Origin of the sequence: Methylorubrum suomiense (assembly GCF_022179765.1) — a bacterium.
GTDB classification, from domain to species: Bacteria; Pseudomonadota; Alphaproteobacteria; order Rhizobiales; family Beijerinckiaceae; genus Methylobacterium; species Methylobacterium suomiense.
In genome coordinates this window covers 206,458-223,737 of sequence record NZ_BPRE01000005.1, presented here as the reverse complement: position 1 = coordinate 223,737, position 17,280 = coordinate 206,458, and the positions used below count along the sequence as shown (strand labels likewise).

At 69.8% G+C, this 17,280-nt stretch carries 11 protein-coding genes; 6 read left to right on the top strand and 5 right to left on the bottom strand.

Annotated elements, in window-relative coordinates:
* Positions 1-179 precede the first annotated feature (179 nt).
* Genes MFF26_RS09930 through MFF26_RS09920 form a run of 3 tightly spaced genes read left to right on the top strand, consistent with a single transcriptional unit; the run spans position 180 to position 4,739 of the window.
* Complete coding sequence (locus tag MFF26_RS09930; protein ID WP_137830097.1) at positions 180-3,224, top strand: penicillin-binding protein 1A; 3,045 nt, start codon at positions 180-182, stop codon at positions 3,222-3,224.
* A gap of 43 nt (positions 3,225-3,267) precedes the next feature.
* Positions 3,268-4,362, top strand: a complete 1,095-nt coding sequence (locus MFF26_RS09925; protein WP_137830096.1) for a hypothetical protein — start codon at positions 3,268-3,270, stop codon at positions 4,360-4,362.
* Positions 4,363-4,379: 17 nt separating this feature from the next.
* On the top strand, positions 4,380-4,739 hold the full coding sequence (locus MFF26_RS09920) for a winged helix-turn-helix domain-containing protein (protein WP_137830095.1): 360 nt from the start codon (positions 4,380-4,382) through the stop codon (positions 4,737-4,739).
* Between the two features lie 133 nt (positions 4,740-4,872).
* Here MFF26_RS09920 and MFF26_RS09915 read toward each other — a convergent pair whose 3' ends face one another.
* From MFF26_RS09915 to ptsP, 4 genes are all read right to left on the bottom strand, one after another.
* On the bottom strand, positions 4,873-6,384 hold the full coding sequence (locus MFF26_RS09915; RefSeq protein ID WP_238307930.1) for a carbohydrate porin: 1,512 nt from the start codon (positions 6,382-6,384) through the stop codon (positions 4,873-4,875).
* Positions 6,385-6,661: 277 nt separating this feature from the next.
* A complete protein-coding gene (locus MFF26_RS09910) occupies positions 6,662-8,377 on the bottom strand; it encodes a fructose-specific PTS transporter subunit EIIC (RefSeq protein ID WP_137827595.1) in 1,716 nt (571 codons plus the stop codon).
* Between the two features lie 79 nt (positions 8,378-8,456).
* Positions 8,457-9,404: a 1-phosphofructokinase gene (gene pfkB, locus MFF26_RS09905; protein ID WP_137827594.1), complete on the bottom strand. Its 948-nt coding sequence runs from the start codon at positions 9,402-9,404 to the stop codon at positions 8,457-8,459.
* Between the two features lie 3 nt (positions 9,405-9,407).
* Positions 9,408-11,972 (bottom strand): phosphoenolpyruvate--protein phosphotransferase, encoded by a 2,565-nt coding sequence (gene ptsP / locus MFF26_RS09900; RefSeq protein WP_238307929.1) that lies wholly within the window; start codon positions 11,970-11,972, stop codon positions 9,408-9,410.
* Positions 11,973-12,153: 181 nt separating this feature from the next.
* On the opposite strand from ptsP, the gene MFF26_RS09895 reads away from it, so the two are divergent.
* The 3 genes from MFF26_RS09895 to MFF26_RS09885 all read left to right on the top strand — a co-directional run bounded on the left by MFF26_RS09895 (position 12,154) and on the right by MFF26_RS09885 (position 13,823).
* A complete protein-coding gene (locus MFF26_RS09895; protein WP_137827592.1) occupies positions 12,154-13,140 on the top strand; it encodes a LacI family DNA-binding transcriptional regulator in 987 nt (328 codons plus the stop codon).
* Between the two features lie 70 nt (positions 13,141-13,210).
* Positions 13,211-13,405 (top strand): type II toxin-antitoxin system HicA family toxin, encoded by a 195-nt coding sequence (locus MFF26_RS09890; RefSeq protein ID WP_137827591.1) that lies wholly within the window; start codon positions 13,211-13,213, stop codon positions 13,403-13,405.
* Between the two features lie 10 nt (positions 13,406-13,415).
* The gene (locus MFF26_RS09885) at positions 13,416-13,823 is read left to right on the top strand and encodes a type II toxin-antitoxin system HicB family antitoxin (protein WP_137827590.1); all 408 of its coding nucleotides are present in this window, start codon (positions 13,416-13,418) and stop codon (positions 13,821-13,823) included.
* Between the two features lie 173 nt (positions 13,824-13,996).
* Here the strand turns inward: MFF26_RS09885 and MFF26_RS09880 are convergent, their stop codons facing one another.
* The gene (locus tag MFF26_RS09880) at positions 13,997-17,161 is read right to left on the bottom strand and encodes an efflux RND transporter permease subunit (protein WP_137827589.1); all 3,165 of its coding nucleotides are present in this window, start codon (positions 17,159-17,161) and stop codon (positions 13,997-13,999) included.
* Positions 17,162-17,280 lie beyond the last annotated feature (119 nt).

Here is a 17,280-nt window from a genome sequence, read left to right as displayed (position 1 = left end):
GGGGGCGGCGACGGGCGCGGGACGCTCCGTGGTGCCGCCGGCGGCACCCTCACCCTGACCTCTCCCCACACGGGGGAGGGGACAGGCTGCGTTTCATCATAAATCAGCCGCGTTGTGCGCCGCATGATCGGCGTTTCGGGCGTTGAGGCCCAATCGCCCCGGGTTCCCGCGCAGGCTCGATGAACGCCATCCTGATCAAGCTGTTCGCGACCGCGCTGACGCTGAGCCAAGTCACGACGCGGCCCGACGCCGTGCGCACGCAGTTCGACCCGGCGACCGACGGGCCGGAGGTGGTCCGCATCCTGCGCGACGGCTGCGCGCATATGCGCAAGAGCTTCGACATCGAGGACATCAACCTCGATGAGCTGATCACCACCGCCATGGAGGATCCGAGCGCGGTCGCGGGCGACAATGCGCCCAAGATCCTGCACGGGCTCGACATCAACGAGCTGAACACGAGCTACAAGCAGTTCTGCAAGGGCGAGAGCCCGACCAATTCCCCGTTCGAGGCGGGGGCGGTGATCGCCTTCTACAACAACGCCGTGAAGGACCTGCCCTCGGCCGAGGCCCTGCGTGACATCAAGCTCGCCAGCGCCAGCGTGATCCTGGATGCGGCCGGCAAGCCCTATTCGGAGACCTTCGAGCCGAACGGGCGGCGCCTCGTCGTGCCGATCGAGGGCGTGCCGGACCTCGTCCGACAAGCCTTCGTCGCCGCCGAGGACAAGCGCTTCTACACCCATCACGGCATCGACGAGCGCGGCGTGATCCGCGCCTTCGTCGGCAATCTCGCCTCGCCGGGGCGCCCGGCCGGCGGCTCCACCATCACGCAACAGGTGGTCAAGAACCTCTCGGTGGGCGACGACGTCACCTACGAGCGCAAGATCCGCGAGATGATCGTGGCCTCGCGCCTGGAGCGCCTTCAGACCAAGCCCAAGATCCTCGGTCTCTATCTCAACGGGATCTATCTCGGACGCGGCGCCTACGGCATCGAGATGGCCGCCCGCTCGTGGTTCGGGAAATCGGTGGGGCAATTGACCGTGCCGGAGGCGGCCCTGCTCGCCGGCCTGCCCAAGGGGCCGAACTACTACAGCCCCGACAAGTACCCGGACCGCGCCCGCGAACGCCGCGCCTACGTGCTGACCCGCATGAAGGAGGACGGCGCGATCACCGAGGATCAGATGAACGCGGCGCTGAGGAGCGACCTCGGCATCAAGCCGCCGGACACGGCGCGACGCGAGTCCGGCTTCTACCTGGTCGATCATCTGGCGCGGGAATCCCGCACCTTCGCCGGGCTGGAATCGCTGACGAACGCCTCCTACACGGTCCATGCTACGGTCAATGCCGGGCTCCAGAGTGCGGTCGAGGGCGCGATTCAGGAAGGACTCTCGACCTATGAGCGCGGCACCGGCCGCGCCCGCTACGAGGGGCCGGAGCTGAACCTTGCCGACGCCGTCAAGCGCTTCGAGGCCGCCGCGCCGGTGGCCGAGCCCGCGCCGGAGACGCCGCCCGCCGTGCCGCTGCCGAAGGGCGTGAAGGGGGCCAAAGCCCTGTCCGTGGCGAAGGCGCCCGTCGTCAAGCCCGCATGGCAGCGGGCGCTGGAATCGACGCGGGCCCCCCTCTACGATCTGCGCTGGCCGCTCGCCGTGGTGCTCCAGACCGGCAAGAACGGCATCAAGGTCGGCTTGGCGGACGGCCGGGTCGCGAGCCTCGACCCCGGTCCCGCCCGCGGAAGGCTTCAGCTCTACGACGCGGTGCGGGTGCGCCTGCGGGAGGGCAAGGGCAGCCTGCGCGCCGACCTTCGGGTGCGTCCCTCGGTCCAGGGTGCGGCCATCGTGCTGGAGAATCGCACCGGAAAGATCCTGGCGATGACCGGGGGCTTCTCCTATCCCCTGAGCCAGCTCAACCGGGTGACGCAGACCGTCCGCCAGCCGGGATCCACCCTGAAGCCGCTGACCTATCTCGCCGCGCTGAATGCCGGGATGCAGCCCAACACCCTGGTGATGGACGCGCCCGTGACGCTGCCGCCCATCGGCGGCATCGGCGCCTCGTGGTCGCCGAAGAATTACGACGGCGGGGGCTCGGGGGCGACGACGATCCGGCGCGGCCTCGAATTCTCGAAGAACCTCGTCACCGCACGCCTGCTGGAAGGCGGCATCGCCAAGAACGCGCCGCAGAGCCTGCAACGGGTCTGCGACATCGCGCTCGAAGCGCAGCTCTACGCCGAATGCGAGCGCTACTATCCGTTCGTCCTCGGCGCCCAGCCGGTGCGGATGATCGATCTGGCGAGCTTCTACGCGGCCATCGCCAACGAGGGCGCGCGGCCTTCAGCCTACGCGCTCGAATCGATCGAGCGCGACGGCAAGCCTGTCTATGCCCGTCCTCCCAAGGCGCCGGTGCGGATCGGCTCGGCCGACCGGGTCGCGTTCTATCAGCTCAAGACCATGCTGCAGGGCGTGACGCAGCACGGCACGGCGGCTGCCCTGTCGGGCGTCTCCGCCTATGTGGCGGGCAAGACCGGCACCTCGGAGAACGAGAACGACGCATGGTTCGCCGGCTTCTCCAACGAGATCACCGTGGTGGTCTGGGCCGGCTACGACAACGCCGACGGCGTGCGCAAGACGCTGGGCCGTGGCCAGACCGGCGGGCATGTGGCTGTGCCGATCGCCAGGACGATCTTCCAGGCCGCCTGGGCGAACGGCGTGGCGCGCACGCCGCTGGCCCCGCCCTCTCCGGAGGCGAAGGCCCTCATCGCCGATCTGCCGATCGAGCCCCGCAGCGGCCAGCGGGTCGCGGGCGGCGGCTTCATCGAGCATTTCCGGCTCAAGGACGGGCGCGTCGCCGACACGCAATATGCCCTGGTGCCCCGCGAGACGCTCTACGCCATGCGCCCCGATGCGGAGGACGGCGATTTCGGCAATTCGGAGGACGGGGCGGACGTGGCCGGCGACATCCTCGGCAACATGATGGGCGAGGGCCGGCGTGACGCCTACGACCCCTATGGCCGCGAGTCGCGCTCCGCCGATCCCCAATATCCCGATCGGCGCACTGACGATCCCTGGGGCCTGCGCCGCGACCGGCGCGAGGAGGAGCGCCCCTGGCCCGGCCGCGACCGCTACGGGCAGGCCAATCCCTCGCCGTTCGGCTCGCCCTTCGAGGACGAGCCGCGCCCCCGCCAGCGCCGCCGCGATCCCGACTACTTGTTCGGCGACGACCCGCGCTACTGACGCGGGCCCGGTCCCGCCTCCCATCGTCTTCCCGAGGTCCGTTGTGTCCAGGCATTTCCCGGCAACCCTGCTCTTCGCCTTCGCCCTGGCAGGCCCGGCCCACGCGCAGGAGGCGGCGAAGGGAGCGACCACGGGGGCGGCTACGGGGGCGACAACCGGCGTCCCGATGCCCGCCGCGATCTCCGAGCGGGTGAAGGATGTGGCGGCGCTCAGCCCCGCCGACGCCACGACCCTCAAGCCCGGCACGGTGCTGTTCCGCGATTCCCGCGAAACGGCGTCCACCAATCCCGAGAACGGCCTCATCGCCTTCGAGGCATGGCGGAAGGCCCGCCCCGCGGAGGCCGCCGCGCTGTCGCCCTGGCCCAATTACAGCGAGCCGGACTACGTCCAGACGGTCAATGGCGTGACCAAGCAGCGCCACGAGACCCTCAAGGTCTACGTGGCGGAGGGCCGCTTCGTAGTGGCCAAGCCGGCCTCCGCTATCGACCTGTCGGCCTTCGCCAATCTCGACTTCCTCGCCAGGATGGACCCGGTGATCCGGCACAAGCGCCTGGAGCCGGCGGATGCCACGCCGACCAAGGATCCGGCCGCCAGCTTCGCCAAGCGCCCGGACCGGCCCTGGTGCGGCGGGGGCGGCAGCTGCATCGAGTCGCGCTACGATCTGGAGGGCAAGCTGCCCCTGGGGGTGAAGCTCGCCAACAAGCTCGAACTCGGCTCGTCCAAGAAGATCGCCGAGTTCGTCTCTTTCCAGAGTGAATTGCGGGTGCTACCGCCGGCCGAGGCGGCGGGGCTGACCGCACTCACCCGGATCGAGACGCCGGTGGCGGGCGGGCTCGAACAGACGATCTTCTGGGTCAACCAGATCCTGCGCTTCGGCAAGTTCCTGGCGGTGCTGCAACCGGTCCCGAATGATCCGAACGCGACCGTGGTGACGACCTACATGGCTCTGGCCATCAAGGCCGACGTGCTCGACCGCAAGCAGGAATATGCCCGTGTCCCGGTGCTCAAGAACCTGCTGCCGGTGCAGGTGCTGATGGGCAATTCCTCGTTCAACACCGGCTCCTCGATCAGCGCGGGCGTGCCGACCTATGCCCGCAACCGCATCGTCGCCTTCGCCGACGCCCTGGCGAAGAAGTAAGCGCCGCGGGACGGGTCGTGGCACGGCTGAGCATCCGCATCGATCTCGGGCCGGATCACCGGCTCGGGCCGGGCAAGGTGCGGCTCCTCGAGGCCATCGCCGAGCATGGCTCGATCTCCGGCGGAGCGCGGGCGCTGGGCATGTCTTACCGCCGCGCCTGGATGCTGGTGGAGGCGATGAATCGCGGCTTCGGCGCGGCGGTGGTCGAGTCCCAGGCCGGCGGCCGGGCCGGGGGCGGTGCGCGACTCTCCGATCTCGGCACCGAGATCGTGGCGGCCTACCGCGCGGTCGAGCAGGCCGCGGAGGATGCCACGGCAGCGGCGCTCCACCGGCTCACGGCGGCGTGCCGGGTGGGGCCGGCGAACACGGAAACGTGAGAAATCGTTCCGAATGTTACTCCGGGCGGTGGACGCCTACTGGTATATTGCATACTGTTCCCGCACTCGTTCCTGAGACCGCGAGTCACCTCAACCGGCGCGCCCTCGATCGGCGCGCCGTTTTTCGTGGTGCTCACCGGCTCCCGGGGCCCTGGGCGAGCCCGGCCAGCGTGAACAGATCCACCGAGAGCTTGGCGCCGACGACCAGCGCGTCGGGAATGTTCCGGGTGCGGTACGGGAAGCGGGTCTGATCCGGGTTGACGATGTATTGAAGGTTCGGCGTCAGCCGGATCGCGGGCGTGACCTGGATCCCGTAATTCAGCTCCATCATGATCTGGTGCTCGGGGATGTTTCGCGCCACGCCGAGCGAGGCTTGGGCGGCGTAGATGTTTGAGAGCGCCAGCGGCGAAAACTTCTGCGTATTGATGACGAAGCCGACGGTGTCGTAGGGCCGCCCGGCGAAGGTGCCGGTCTGCAAGGCGCCGATCTCCAAGAAATAATCCTCGACGAGCCGGCCCCCGGTGCCCGTCATGGCGACGCCGAACAGGGTCAAGCCCTGGATGGCGGTCGGGTCGGGGCGCCACACCATCTGGTCGAAGCGGGCATACACACCGGAGCGCCCGAACCGGGTGCGTGGATCGAGCCCGGTCAGTACCGCGCGACCGCCGGTCACGTCGCGCACGGGGTCGGGATAGTCGGAGCGGTCGATCCAGCCGCCGACGCCGTAATTGCGCGGCAGCACGTCGTTGGCGAACGTCGTCGTGTAGCCCAGTTCGAACGGCACGATCGCGCCCGTGGCCCCCTTGGTCGAGAAGTCGAGGCCGTTGTCGCCGGGCTGCTGGTGCAGCGGGTTCACCTCGTAGGCACCGACATGGAAGAACACCTTGTCGGTCAGCCATGCCTTGGCGTGTCCACCCCAGCTCGACACCGGCCAGAAGGTGAAGTTCGAGGTCTTGAACACGAAGGTCGGGTTGCCGCAGGCCGAGTTTGTCTGAAAATTGCAGTAGATCGGCGAGTTGAGGAAGTTGATGTTGGCGACCAAGCGCCCGACCTCGATGTCGAGGCGGTTGTCGAACAGCTTCTGCTGGTAGGACAGCAGCGTGAGGCGGGTGGTCTGGCCACCGCCATAGATCTCTTGGACGCTGGTGTTGTTGCCGATCAGGTCCTGGGCCAGGCTGCGGCCGTGGCGATTGGTGACCGCGATGTGGACGGAGGCACCGTCGAGCCCGGCCAAGCGGCTGAGATCGGCGTCGATGCCGAAGAACAATTGGCCCGCCCAGGCCGTGCCCTGACGGATACCGCCGACCGGATTGGCCGCACCTTGGCCAGTGTAGTTCAAGAGAAACGACAGGCCATTGCCGAGATCGAACGTGCCCGGTGGCAACGTCGGGGGCGTCGCGCTCTGGCCGAGCACGTCGGCGGCGGCCGCCGCGCTGCCATCGTCGCCAAAGGTGCGGCGGGGGGGAGCCCGGCGCACGACGCGGCGGAGCGCCGGGCGACGCAGGGCGGCGGGACCGGCGACGGGGGCGACGGCGAGGGCGGGTAACGGGTCGTTGGGCGCGGGCGCAGCCTCCTGAGCGTGAGCCGGTCCCCCGAGCACGGCGCCGAGGCCGAGCATGGCCCAAGCTGCTGTCACCGCCTTCATGTCGTCCCCCTCACGTAAGCGAGTTCTTGCGTTGATGTGTAAGAGTTCCCGATCTGTGCCGGATGCTCTGATGAGAGCGGGCGATGGGCGCGGCACGTGTCACCTTCGCCGGACGTCCCGAGCCGTTTCGGGCGTGAGGGCGGACGGCTCCGGTTGCTGCATTCACGATCGCGGCGGATAGGCTGCTCACCGTTCCGGGCGGGGTTGAGGGAGGCGCCTGGACAGTGCCGCCCCTCAACGGGCCGGTTTCACCCCACCTTCCCTCGGTGGGAGATGCTTACGCCGCCCGTTTCTTGAGGAGGCCCACCAGCAATCCCGTCACCAGCGTGCCGGCGACGAGGGCGATGAGGGCGCCGGGCAAGTTCGTGACCGCGTTCGGGATCGGCAGGACGAACAGGCCCCCATGGGGCACCTTCAGGGTCACGCCGGAGGTGAGCGCGATGGCGCCCGCCACCGCCGAACCGGCGACCATGGAGGGGATCACCCGCAGCGGGTCGGCGGCGGCGAACGGAATGGCGCCTTCGGTGATGAAGGCCGCGCCCAATACGGCGGCCGCGCCGCCGGCCTCGCGCTCCGGCTTCGTGAAGCGGTTGGGGAACAGGCGGGTGGCGAGCGCAATCCCGAGCGGTGGGGTCATGCCGCCGAGCATCACCGCGGCCATCGGGGCGTCGACGCCGGACGAGAGCAGCGCGGCGGAGGAGGCGTAGGCCGCCTTGTTGATCGGTCCGCCCATATCGACCGCCATCATGCCGCCGAGGACGAGGCCGAGCACGAGGGCACTCGCCCCCTGCATGCCCTTGAGCCAGTCGGTGAGCGCGGCGAGCACGGCGGCCACCGGCACACCGACGACGTAGACCATCAACAGGCCGGTGATCGTGGTGGCGAGGAGCGGCAGGATCAGGACGGGCTTCAGCCCCTCGAGGTTCCGGTGCAGGCGGATCTGCTTGTTGAGGAAGGCGGTGACGGTGCCGGCGATGAAGCCCGCCGCGATGCCCCCCAGAAAGCCCGCCTGAAGATTGGCGGCGAGCATGCCGCCGATCATGCCAGGCGCGATGCCGGGCCGGTCGGCGATCGAGTAGGCGATGTAACCGGCCAGCGCCGGGACGATCAGGGCGAAGGCCGCCTTGGCGCCGATTTCCCCGAGCGCGTAGCCGAGCGTGCCGGCATTCTCCGGCTTCATCGCGTCGATGCCGCCGAAGGCGAAGGCCAGCGCGATCAGCAGGCCGCCCGCCACCACGAAGGGCAGCATGAAGGAGACGCCGGTCATCAGGTGCTTGTAGGCGCCGGCCTTCTTCTCGGCGGCGGCCGGGCGGGCCGGGCCGGCGGCTTCGGCGGCAGCGCCCGTATCCTGAAGCTGCGCCTCGGCCAGCGCGGTGGCGATCAGGCCCTTGCCGTCCCGGATCGCCGCCTTGGTGTTCGTGGCGTAGAGCCGTTTGCCGGCAAATCGCGCGCGGTCGACACCGGTATCGGCCGCGATGATGACCACATCGGCGGCCGCGATTTCCGTGGGGGTCAGGGCGTCGCGGGCGCCGACCGAGCCCTGCGTCTCGACGCGGATGTCGTGGCCGAGGGCCTTGGCGGAGGATTGAAGCCCCTCCGCCGCCATGAAGGTGTGGGCGATGCCGGTGGGGCAGGAGGTGATCGCGACGATTCTTTTGGGGGCGGCCGCCGCCGCCGCGCCCGGCGCCGCGGATGCTCCAGCGAGGAGCCGGTCGAGCACGGCGTTCACGTCGGTGAGCACGTCGTCGATGGCGGCCCGCGCACGGGTCAGCGCGCCGAACCGCCCCTCACCGAGATCGCCCTCGCCGACGAGGAGCACGGCCCTGGCCTGCGCGATCGTCGCCTCGGGGATCGGGTTGCCCCCGCCCTTGCCGCGGATCTCCAGCGCCAGCGGCGCGTTGCGCCGCCCCGCCGCCTTGCGCAGGGCTTCGGCCGCGAGAACGGCGTGGGTGGAGAGGTCACCGCCTCCCACCACGGCCAAGAGCTGTGCCATGGGTTCCTCCTGTCGCCTGTCGTTCGTGCGGGGCGTTCGCCGACCGCCGGGTCCATCGCGCCCCTGAGGGCGGCCTTGTTCAGTCGAGAGGGTCGACCCGGATCTCCCGGGCGATGCCGTCCACGGTCTCGCGCCCCGGCAGGTTGGCCCCCGTGCGGCTGAGCTTGCCCGCGGCGAAGGCCAGGGCCCGGCGGGCGAGCTCGGGCAGCGGCAGGGCGTCGTGGAGGCCGGCGACGAGGCCGGCGACCAGGGCGTCGCCCGCGCCGACGGTGCTCGCCACCCGTGTCGCCGGGGGGAAGGCATGCAGCGCGCCCTCGCCTGAGACGAACAGGGCGCCCGCCTCGCCCAGCGACACGCAGACCAGCGCAATGCCCAAAGCCTGAAGCCGTCGGGCCGCGTCGAGCAGGGCGGCGGGCTCGCCGAGCGGGCGGCCGGCCCATTCCTCGAGCTCGTGCCGGTTCGGTTTGATGGCGTAGGGGAGGGCGCCCGGGCCGGCGGCCAGAGCCGCGGCCAGGGCTGGGCCGGAGGCGTCGAGAACCACACGGGCGCCGCGGGCCCGCACTTCGCCCGTCAGCCGGGCATAGGTCTCGGGGGGCAATGAGCGCGGCAGACTGCCGGCCAGCACCACGAGGCTGCCGTCGCGGGCAAGATCCAGGAGAACGGCCCGCACCGCCTCGAGCGTGGAAGGGCCGATATCGAGACCCGGCAGGTTGATGTCGGTGGTGTCGCCCGTGCCGGCATCCAACAGTTTGAGGTTGGTGCGCGTCTCGCCCGGAATCCAGACGAAGCGGTCGTCGATGCCTTTGGCCGAAAGAGTCTGGGTGAAGGGAGCGGCGTTGTCCTGACCGAGGATGCCGGTCGCGGCGACGGGCAGGCCCCAATCGGCGAGGCAGCAGGCGACGTTGACGCCCTTGCCCCCGGCATCCGACCAGACCGAGCGGGCGCGGTGGACCGATCCGGGCTTCAGGGCGTCGAGGGTGACGGTCTGATCGATCGCCGGGTTGAGGGTGAGGGTGGAAATCGTCATGGCTCAGGCTCCCGGCGCGAGGGAGGCGTCGAGGGCGCGGACAGAGGCCGCGTCCTCCTGCTCGCAGGCGCGCAGGGCCAGCGCCTTCAACGCGGCCATGTCGGAGGCCCGCAGCCGCGCCTTCACGCCAGGCAGGTCGCGGGGCGTCATCGACAATTCGTCGACCCCGAGCCCGGCCAGGAGGCAGGCTCCGAACGGATCGCCCGCAATGCCGCCGCAGACGCCGACATAGCGTCCGTGCCGCGCCGCGCCCTCGCAGGTCATGTGGATGAGCCGCAGCACCGCCGGATGGAGCGAATCCGCCTCCGGGGCGAGGTCGGTGTTCTGCCGATCGATGGCCAGAGCGTATTGCGTCAGGTCGTTGGTGCCGATCGAGAAGAAGTCGCAGTGCCGCGCGAGTGCGTCGGCCTGGATCGCGGCGGCGGGGACTTCGATCATGATACCGAGGGGCACCGGCGGCGCGCCGACCTCGCCGCGGATGCGCTCGCAGATCTCGCGGAGCTTCAGCACCTCGGGCACCGAGGTGATCATCGGCATCATGATCGAGAGCGGCGCGTCCTTGCCCGTCGGTGCGTCGGCGGGCACGTGGTCCTTGGCGGCGCGGTAGAGGGCGCGCAATTGCGGCTCCATCAGATCGGGCCGGCGCAGCAGGAGGCGGGCGCCCCGCACGCCGAGGAAGGGATTTTCCTCCTTCGGCAGGTGCAGGTGGGCGACCTGCTTGTCGCCGCCGATATCGAGGGTGCGCACGATCAGCGGGCGCCCGGCGAGCGCCTTCAGCATGGCCGCGTAGGTCTCGTACTGGTCGTCCTCCGAGGGCGTGTCGCCGCGCTCCAGGAACAGGAATTCGGTGCGCATCAGGCCGACGCCTTCGGCGCCCTGATCGAGGGCGAGCGGCACCTGATCCGGATTGTTGACGTTGCCGCCGATGGCGATGCGGTGGCCGTCGCGGGTCTCGGCGGGCTTGGCCCGCTCCCGCGCCTCGGCCTCGGCCTGTTCGCGTTGCCGGGTTCGCCACGCCTCGGCCGCGGCGATGTCGGCCTCGCTCGGATCGAGGTAGAGGCGGCCGGTGGTGCCGTCGAGGATCGCGCGGGTGCGGTTCTCGACCGCGAGCAGGCCGGGGCCGCCGGCCACCATCGCCGGGATGCCCAGCGTCCGCGCCAGGATCGCGGTATGCGAGGTCGGTCCGCCCTGGGCGGTGGCCAGCCCGATGACGCGGGTCGGGTCGAGTCCGGCGGTGTCGGAGGGGGCGAGGTCGGGAGCGATCAGGATGCAGGGCACGTCCGGCAGATCGTGGCCGCTCGTCAGGGCCGGGTCGATCTGCGCGAGCACCCGGCGGCCGACATCGCGGAGATCCGCGGCGCGGGCGGCCAGCACGGGGTTGCCCAGAGCCGCGAGCCGGTCCGCCATCCGCTCCACGGCTTCATTCCAGGCAAACGCCACGCCGTGGCCCTCGACCATGAGCTGGCAGGCGAGCGTGATGAGGTCGGTGTCCGCGATCAGCTCCGCCTGCGCGGAGATGATGCCGGCATCCGCCTTGCCGAGGCGGCGGGCGGTGTCGTCGGCAAGCGCCTCGAGCTGGCCGCGGGTGACGGCGAGCGCCCGGTGCAGACGGTCTGCGCCGGAGGTCAGGGGCTCGGGCGCGTCCGGCACCACAATCTCGGCGGCGGCGAGCACATGAACCGGCCCGATGGTGAGGCCGGGGCTCGCCCCGATGCCGGCCAGGGTCTGCGGCCGATCCGACGGGTTCCAGCCGGCCACCGGGGCGGCGGCCTTGGCCGCGGCCTCCGCCGCGCGCTGCGCCGCCGCCTTCTCGCCCGCGCTCAGGCCGGTCACCGCGGCGCAGATCCTGGCGAGGGCCCCGGCCTCGTCGTCGCCTTCCGCCGAGATCGTCACCTCGTCGCCGCAGCGCAGGCCCAGTTGGAGGAGCGCGATCAGGTTCTTGGCATCGGCCACCTGATCGCCGTGCCGGACCTGGATGCGGGCCGGGCAGGCCCGCGCCGTCTCGACCCAGTGAGAGGCCGGCCGGGCATGCAGGCCGGTCGGATAATCGACCGTCCAGTCGAAGCGCTGGCGCAGATCGGTGGCCGGGCCCGTGCTGGCGGGCGCCGCCGAATCCTCGGTCAGGGCCGTCGCGATCTCCGCCTCGCTCGCGGTGGAGCGCAGGCGTTCCAGCCGGTCCTCGTCCTGGATGAGGCGGGTGAGGCGGCGCAATACGGTGATGTGGGCGTCGGACTGCGCCGCGATGGCGACGATGAGATGGGCGATCTGCCCGTCGTGCCATGCGATGCCGCCGGGCACTTGCAGGACGGCCAGCCCGCTCTCCCGCACGAGATGACGGTCGTCGACCATGCCGTGCGGAATGACGACGCCGTGGCCGAGATAGGTGTTCGATACGCCCTCGCGGCGCAGCATGCTCTCGCCATAGGGCGCTTCGATGCAGCCGGCGGCCGTTAACAGCGCGGCCGCCTCGCGGATCGCCGCTTCCTTGTCGGCAGGCGCGGCGCCCAGGCGGACGAGCAACCGCGGGCTCGTGCGGAGGCTCGGAAAGTGCGGCGTCGGTGCGAGCATGGCGTGCTCTCCTCCCTGTCGCACCGGGCGGCACGGAGGCCGTCGGCGTTGTTGTGCCGAATGAAAACGTTTTCACAAGTTCTGTCAAGCGTACTCAGCATGAAAGTGCAGGGGGGCCGCTTGCTGTGCTGGTCACGGGGTGGCAGAACATCAATATGCATCTGAAAACGTTTTCCCGCGGATGACCGTCGGTATCCGCGATGTAGCCCGCGCGGCGGGCGTCTCGACGGCGACCGTGTCCCGGGCGCTCGGCCGTGGCCCGGTCAGCGACGCGGTGCGCGAGCAGGTCGAGGCGGCGGTGCGTGCCACCGGCTACCGGCCGAACCTCTCGGCCCGGCGGCTGCGCTCGAAATCGGCGCAGACGATCGGCCTGATCGTGGCCGACATCCGCAACCCGTTCTTCACGGCGGTGAGCCGGGCCGTGGAGGATGCGGCTTACGCGGCGGGCATGCGGGTGATCCTGTGCAACACCGACGAGGATCCGGCCCGCGAAGCCCTGTATCTCCGCCTGATGGAGGAGGAGCGCGTCACCGGCGTGATCTTCGCTCCCACCAAGGCGACGGCCGACGCGCTGACCTCCGAGAGTCTCGGCTTCCCCACCGTGTTCATCGACCGCTCGGGCCTGCCCGGTGCCCATGACAGCGTCGTGCTCGACAATGTCGCTGCGGCGGCGGCTCTGGTCGATCACCTCGCGGCCCAGGGCTTCTCGCGGATCGGCGGCCTGTTCGGCTCGACCAGTTCCACCGCGCGCGAGCGTCAGGCCGGTTACGAGGCGGCCATGAGCCGCCACCGCCTCGCGCCGCTCGTCCGTTCGGTCGCCCCCAATGCCGCCGCCGCCGAGGCGGAAGCCACCCGCTGGCTCGGCCAGTCCGACCGGCCGGAGGCGCTGATCCTGTCGAACGGCCTGATCCTGATGGGTGCCGTCCGCGCCGCCCGCGCCCGTGGCCTCGCCGTGCCGCAGGATCTCGCCCTGGCCGGTTTCGACAACGAGCCCTGGACCGATCTCGTCGAGCCCGGCCTCACCGTGATCGAGCAGCCGGTCGCGGAGATCGGCGCCCAGGCGATGCGCCTGCTGTTCGAGCGCATCGAGAGCCCGGACCAGCCGGTGCGCAAGGTGGTGCTGAGCGGACGGGCGGTGTTGCGGGGTTCGACGCGGCGGCAAGCCTGAGCAAGGCAACTGACGGGAGATTGTGGATTGGCCGATTTGGCGTGTAGATTTAAATACACACGAGAAGGCCATGCCGAAGGTTGAGACCAGCTTCAGGGCCATCATCGACCGCTTGATGGCGGAGGGCTGGGTGAGCGAGGGCGGAACCAAGCACGAAAAGTTCGCCCATGCCGCCAAGCCTGGCACCAAGATCATGGTGCCGCGCCACCGCGTCCTGTCGCCGGGTGTCGCCCGCAATATCGCCAAGGCTGCCGGCTGGCTCTGAGGAGGGAGCGATGGCCCGCTATATCGCACTGATCGACGGGGAGGCAGGCGCCTACGGCGTCGCCTTTCCCGATTGTCCCGGCTGCACCGCCATGGGTGAGACCGTGGACGAGGCTTTGAGCAACGGGGCGGAGGCTCTGCGGGAATGGATGATCGACCGCGTCGCGGCCGGCCTCGCGCCGACCCCTGCGCGCTCCGCCGATGCGATCCTAGCCGATCCGACGGAGGCCGAAATGGTTGAGGGCGCCGTCATGGCGAGCGTGCCGCTGTTCCTCGACGCCGGTCGCGCCGTGCGGGTCAACCTCTCGCTCGATGCGGCAGCCCTCGCCATGATCGACGAGGCGGCGGGCAAACGCGGGCTCACCCGCAGCGCGTTCCTCGTCTCCGCTGCGCGCGACAAGGTACTGGCAGAGGGTTGAAAGCCTGTCGGACAGGCTCATCCCATCCATCCCCTCATCCTTAGGGGCCCGCGTGTTGCGGGTACGTCAGGATGAGGGTGGGGGATTGGAGTTGGCGCAGCATCGCACGGATCTGACCTCGGAAAGGCAGCCGCAGCGGCTCCGAGACGCCTCCCGCCGCTTTCCCTCTGACCTCAATGCGCCGAAGCAGGGGAGGGCGCCTGCATCGATGCGCGCTCCGCAGCCACCGGACGGCCCGGCTGGCGCCGGGAGAAGGTCAGGATCAGCACCGGCAGCACCAGCAGGATCAGCAGCGGCGCGAGGCACATGCCGCCGACCACCACCAGCGCCAGCGGCTTCTGGACCTGGGAGCCGACGCCCTGCGAGAAGGCTGCGGGCAGGAGGCCGACGCCGGCCACCACGCAGGTCATCACGACGGGCCGCATCTGCGTGTAGCAGGTGCGCAGCATGGCCGGCACGCGCTCGACCCCCGCCGCGATGAGCCCGTTATAGTGGGTGAGCACGATGATGCCGTCCATCACCGCGATGCCCAGCAACGCGATGAAGCCGATCGCCGCCGAGACGCTGAACGAGGTGCCGGTGACGCTAAGGGCGACGATGCCGCCGGCCATGGCCATCGGAATCACGCTGAGCGCGAGCAGCGAGTCGATCACGGACGAGAAGTTCATGAACAGCAGGATCGCGATCAGCCCGATCGCCACCGGCACGGTGACCGAGAGCCGGGCGATGGCGCCCTTCATGTTGTTGAACTCGCCCACCAGCTCCAGCCGGTAGCCCGGCGGCAGCGGCACCTCGGCGGAGACCCGGCGCTGCGCTTCCTCGATGGTGCTGCCGAGATCGCGCCCGCGGACGGAGAACTTGACCGGCAGGTAGCGTTCCTGGCCCTCGCGATAGATGTAGGCGGGGCCGGAGACGAGCTGCACGCTCGCCACCGCGCTCAGGGGCAACTGCACCGGCGGTCCGCCGCCGGGATTCTGGCCGGCGATGCGGAGGTTGGCGATCGCCTCGATGCTCTGCCGGTATTGCGGGGCGAGGCGCACGACGATCGGATAGTGGCGCTCGGAGCCCGGATCGTAGAGATCGCCCGCCGAATCGCCGCCGATGGCGGTGCGCACCGTGGTGTTGATGTCGCCCGGCGTCAGACCGTAACGGGCGGCCCGCACCCGGTCGACATCGATCTCGATGGTCGGCTGGCCGAGGGACTTGAACACCGCCAGATCCTCGACGCCGTGGATCGAGGCCAGCACCTTCTCGACCTGCTTGGCCGTCTCGGTCAGCTTCCGCAGATCGGGCCCGAACAGCTTGAACGAGTTCTCGCCCTTGATGCCCGAGACCGCCTCGGCGACGTTGTCCTGGAGGTATTGCGACAGGTTGAACTCGACGCCGGGGAAGGCGGCCTGCAGCTTCTGCAGCATCTCCTCGGTGAGCTTGTCCTTGTCGATGCCGGGGCGCCACTGCTCCAGCGGCTTCATCGGGGCGAAGAACTCGGCGTTGAAGAATCCGGCGGCATCCGTGCCGTCGTCGGGGCGCCCGTGCTGGGAGACGACGCGCTCGACCTCCGGGATCTGGGCGATGATCTTGCGCATCTCGTTGACGTAGCCGTTGCTCTCGCGCAGCGAGATCGTCGCCGGCATGGTCGCGCGGACCCAGAGATTGCCCTCCTCGAGCTTGGGCAGGAACTCCGAGCCCAGATTGCGGGCGGCGACGCCGACCCCCACCGCGATGAGCGCCACGATCGCGACCGTGACGAGGCGGGCGCCGAGGGCGGCGCGCACCGCCGGGCGATAGAGCCGGTCGAGCACGCGCACGAGCAGCGTCTCGGTCTCCTTCACATGGGCGGGCAGCAGGTAGGAGGCGAGCGCGGGCGTGACCGTGAAGGTGGCGATGAGGCCGCCCAGCAGCGCGTAGGCGTAGGTCGTCGCCATCGGCCCGAAGATGTGGCCCTCGACGCCGGTGAGGGTGAAGAGCGGCAGGAAGCCGGTGACGATGATGGCGGCCGCGAAGAAGATCGAGCGGGAGACGTCGCTGGCGGCCAGCGCGATGCGCCCATCCTTCTCGCCCAGTCCCTGCGGGGGATAGCCGGGGATGCCGTGGCCGGAGAGGCGCCGGAAGATCGCCTCGACCATGATGACGGTGCCGTCGACGATCAGGCCGAAATCGAGCGCGCCGACGGAGAGGAGGTTCGCCGACTCGTCGCGCGCCACGAGGATGATGACGGCGAAGAACAGGGCGAAGGGGATGGTGGCGACGACGATCAGCGCCGAGCGGAGGTTGCCGAGGAACAGCCACTGGATCGCCAGGATCAGCAGGATGCCGACCACCATGTTGTGCAGCACGGTGTGCGTCGTCACCGCGATCAGGTCGGCGCGGTCGTAGATGCGCTCGATCTTGACGCCGGGCGGCAGCAGGCCCGCGGCCTCGATCTCGGCGACCTCGGCCTTCACGGCCTCGATCGACGGCGTGCTCTTCTCGCCGCGGCGCATCAGGACGATACCCTGGACGATGTCGTCCTCGTCGTTCATGCCGGCGATGCCGAGCCGGGGCTGATGGCCGATGGTGACGGTGGCGACATCCTTGACCAGCACCGGCGCGCCGCCGACCTGAGCCAGCACCGTGCCGTTGATGTCGTCGATGTCGCGAATGAGACCGACGGCGCGCACCACCGCCGACTGGCCGCCGATGGCGACGCGGTTGCCGCCGACATTGAGGTTGCTGTCGTTGAGGGTCTTCACCACGCCCGACAGGGTCAGGCCGTAGGCCATCAGTCGATCGAGATCGACCGACATCTCGATGGTCTTGGTTTTGCCGCCCCAGCCGATGGCGTCGATCACCCCCGGCACCGAGCGGAAGCGCTTCTTCAGCGTCCATTCCTGGAGCGTGCGCAGGTCGAGCACGCTGTAGCCGGGCGGCGCGGTGAGCTTGTAGCGGAAGATCTCGCCGATCGGGCTCATCGGCGAGATGGTGGGCTTGGCGCCCGCGGGCAGCGGATCGAGCTGCTGAAGGCGGTTCAGCACCTGCTGCTCGGCCTGGAGGTAGTCGAACTCGAAGCCGAATTGCAGCTTCACGTCGGACAGGCCGTAGAGCGAGATCGTGCGCACCTGCTTCAGGTTCGGCATCCCCGAGGTGATGAGCTCGATCGGGATGGTGACGTAGCGCTCCATCTCCTCCGCGGAGAGGCCGTCGGTCTGGGTCACGACATCGACGAGGGGCGGCGTGGGATCGGGATAGGCCTCGATGTTGAGGCTCTGGAAAGCGGCGACGCCCCCGACCACGAAGAGCAGGAAGAACAGGACCACGAGGGGGCGCTGCCGGAGCGCCAGGGCGACGATGCCGTTCATGCCGTTGGTTTCCGAAGCTTATGCCCGAACCTCGCTCCGCGAGGTCGGGCAATCTTTTAGATTTTGGCCTCAATCGCCGGCGCCCGCCTCCGCGGGCTCAGGCTTTCGCTCCGCCGGAT

Excerpts from the sequence above, each read along its gene's own strand:
- MFF26_RS09930 (WP_137830097.1), top strand. The coding sequence starts at position 180 with ATGAACGCCATCCTGATCAAGCTGTTCGCGACCGCGCTGACGCTGAGC.
- MFF26_RS09915 (WP_238307930.1), bottom strand. The coding sequence starts at position 6,384 with ATGAAGGCGGTGACAGCAGCTTGGGCCATGCTCGGCCTCGGCGCCGTG.
- MFF26_RS09910 (WP_137827595.1), bottom strand. The coding sequence starts at position 8,377 with ATGGCACAGCTCTTGGCCGTGGTGGGAGGCGGTGACCTCTCCACCCAC.
- pfkB (WP_137827594.1), bottom strand. The coding sequence starts at position 9,404 with ATGACGATTTCCACCCTCACCCTCAACCCGGCGATCGATCAGACCGTC.
- ptsP (WP_238307929.1), bottom strand. The coding sequence starts at position 11,972 with ATGCTCGCACCGACGCCGCACTTTCCGAGCCTCCGCACGAGCCCGCGG.
- MFF26_RS09895 (WP_137827592.1), top strand. The coding sequence starts at position 12,154 with ATGACCGTCGGTATCCGCGATGTAGCCCGCGCGGCGGGCGTCTCGACG.
- MFF26_RS09890 (WP_137827591.1), top strand. The coding sequence starts at position 13,211 with ATGCCGAAGGTTGAGACCAGCTTCAGGGCCATCATCGACCGCTTGATG.
- MFF26_RS09885 (WP_137827590.1), top strand. The coding sequence starts at position 13,416 with ATGGCCCGCTATATCGCACTGATCGACGGGGAGGCAGGCGCCTACGGC.
- MFF26_RS09880 (WP_137827589.1), bottom strand. The coding sequence starts at position 17,161 with ATGAACGGCATCGTCGCCCTGGCGCTCCGGCAGCGCCCCCTCGTGGTC.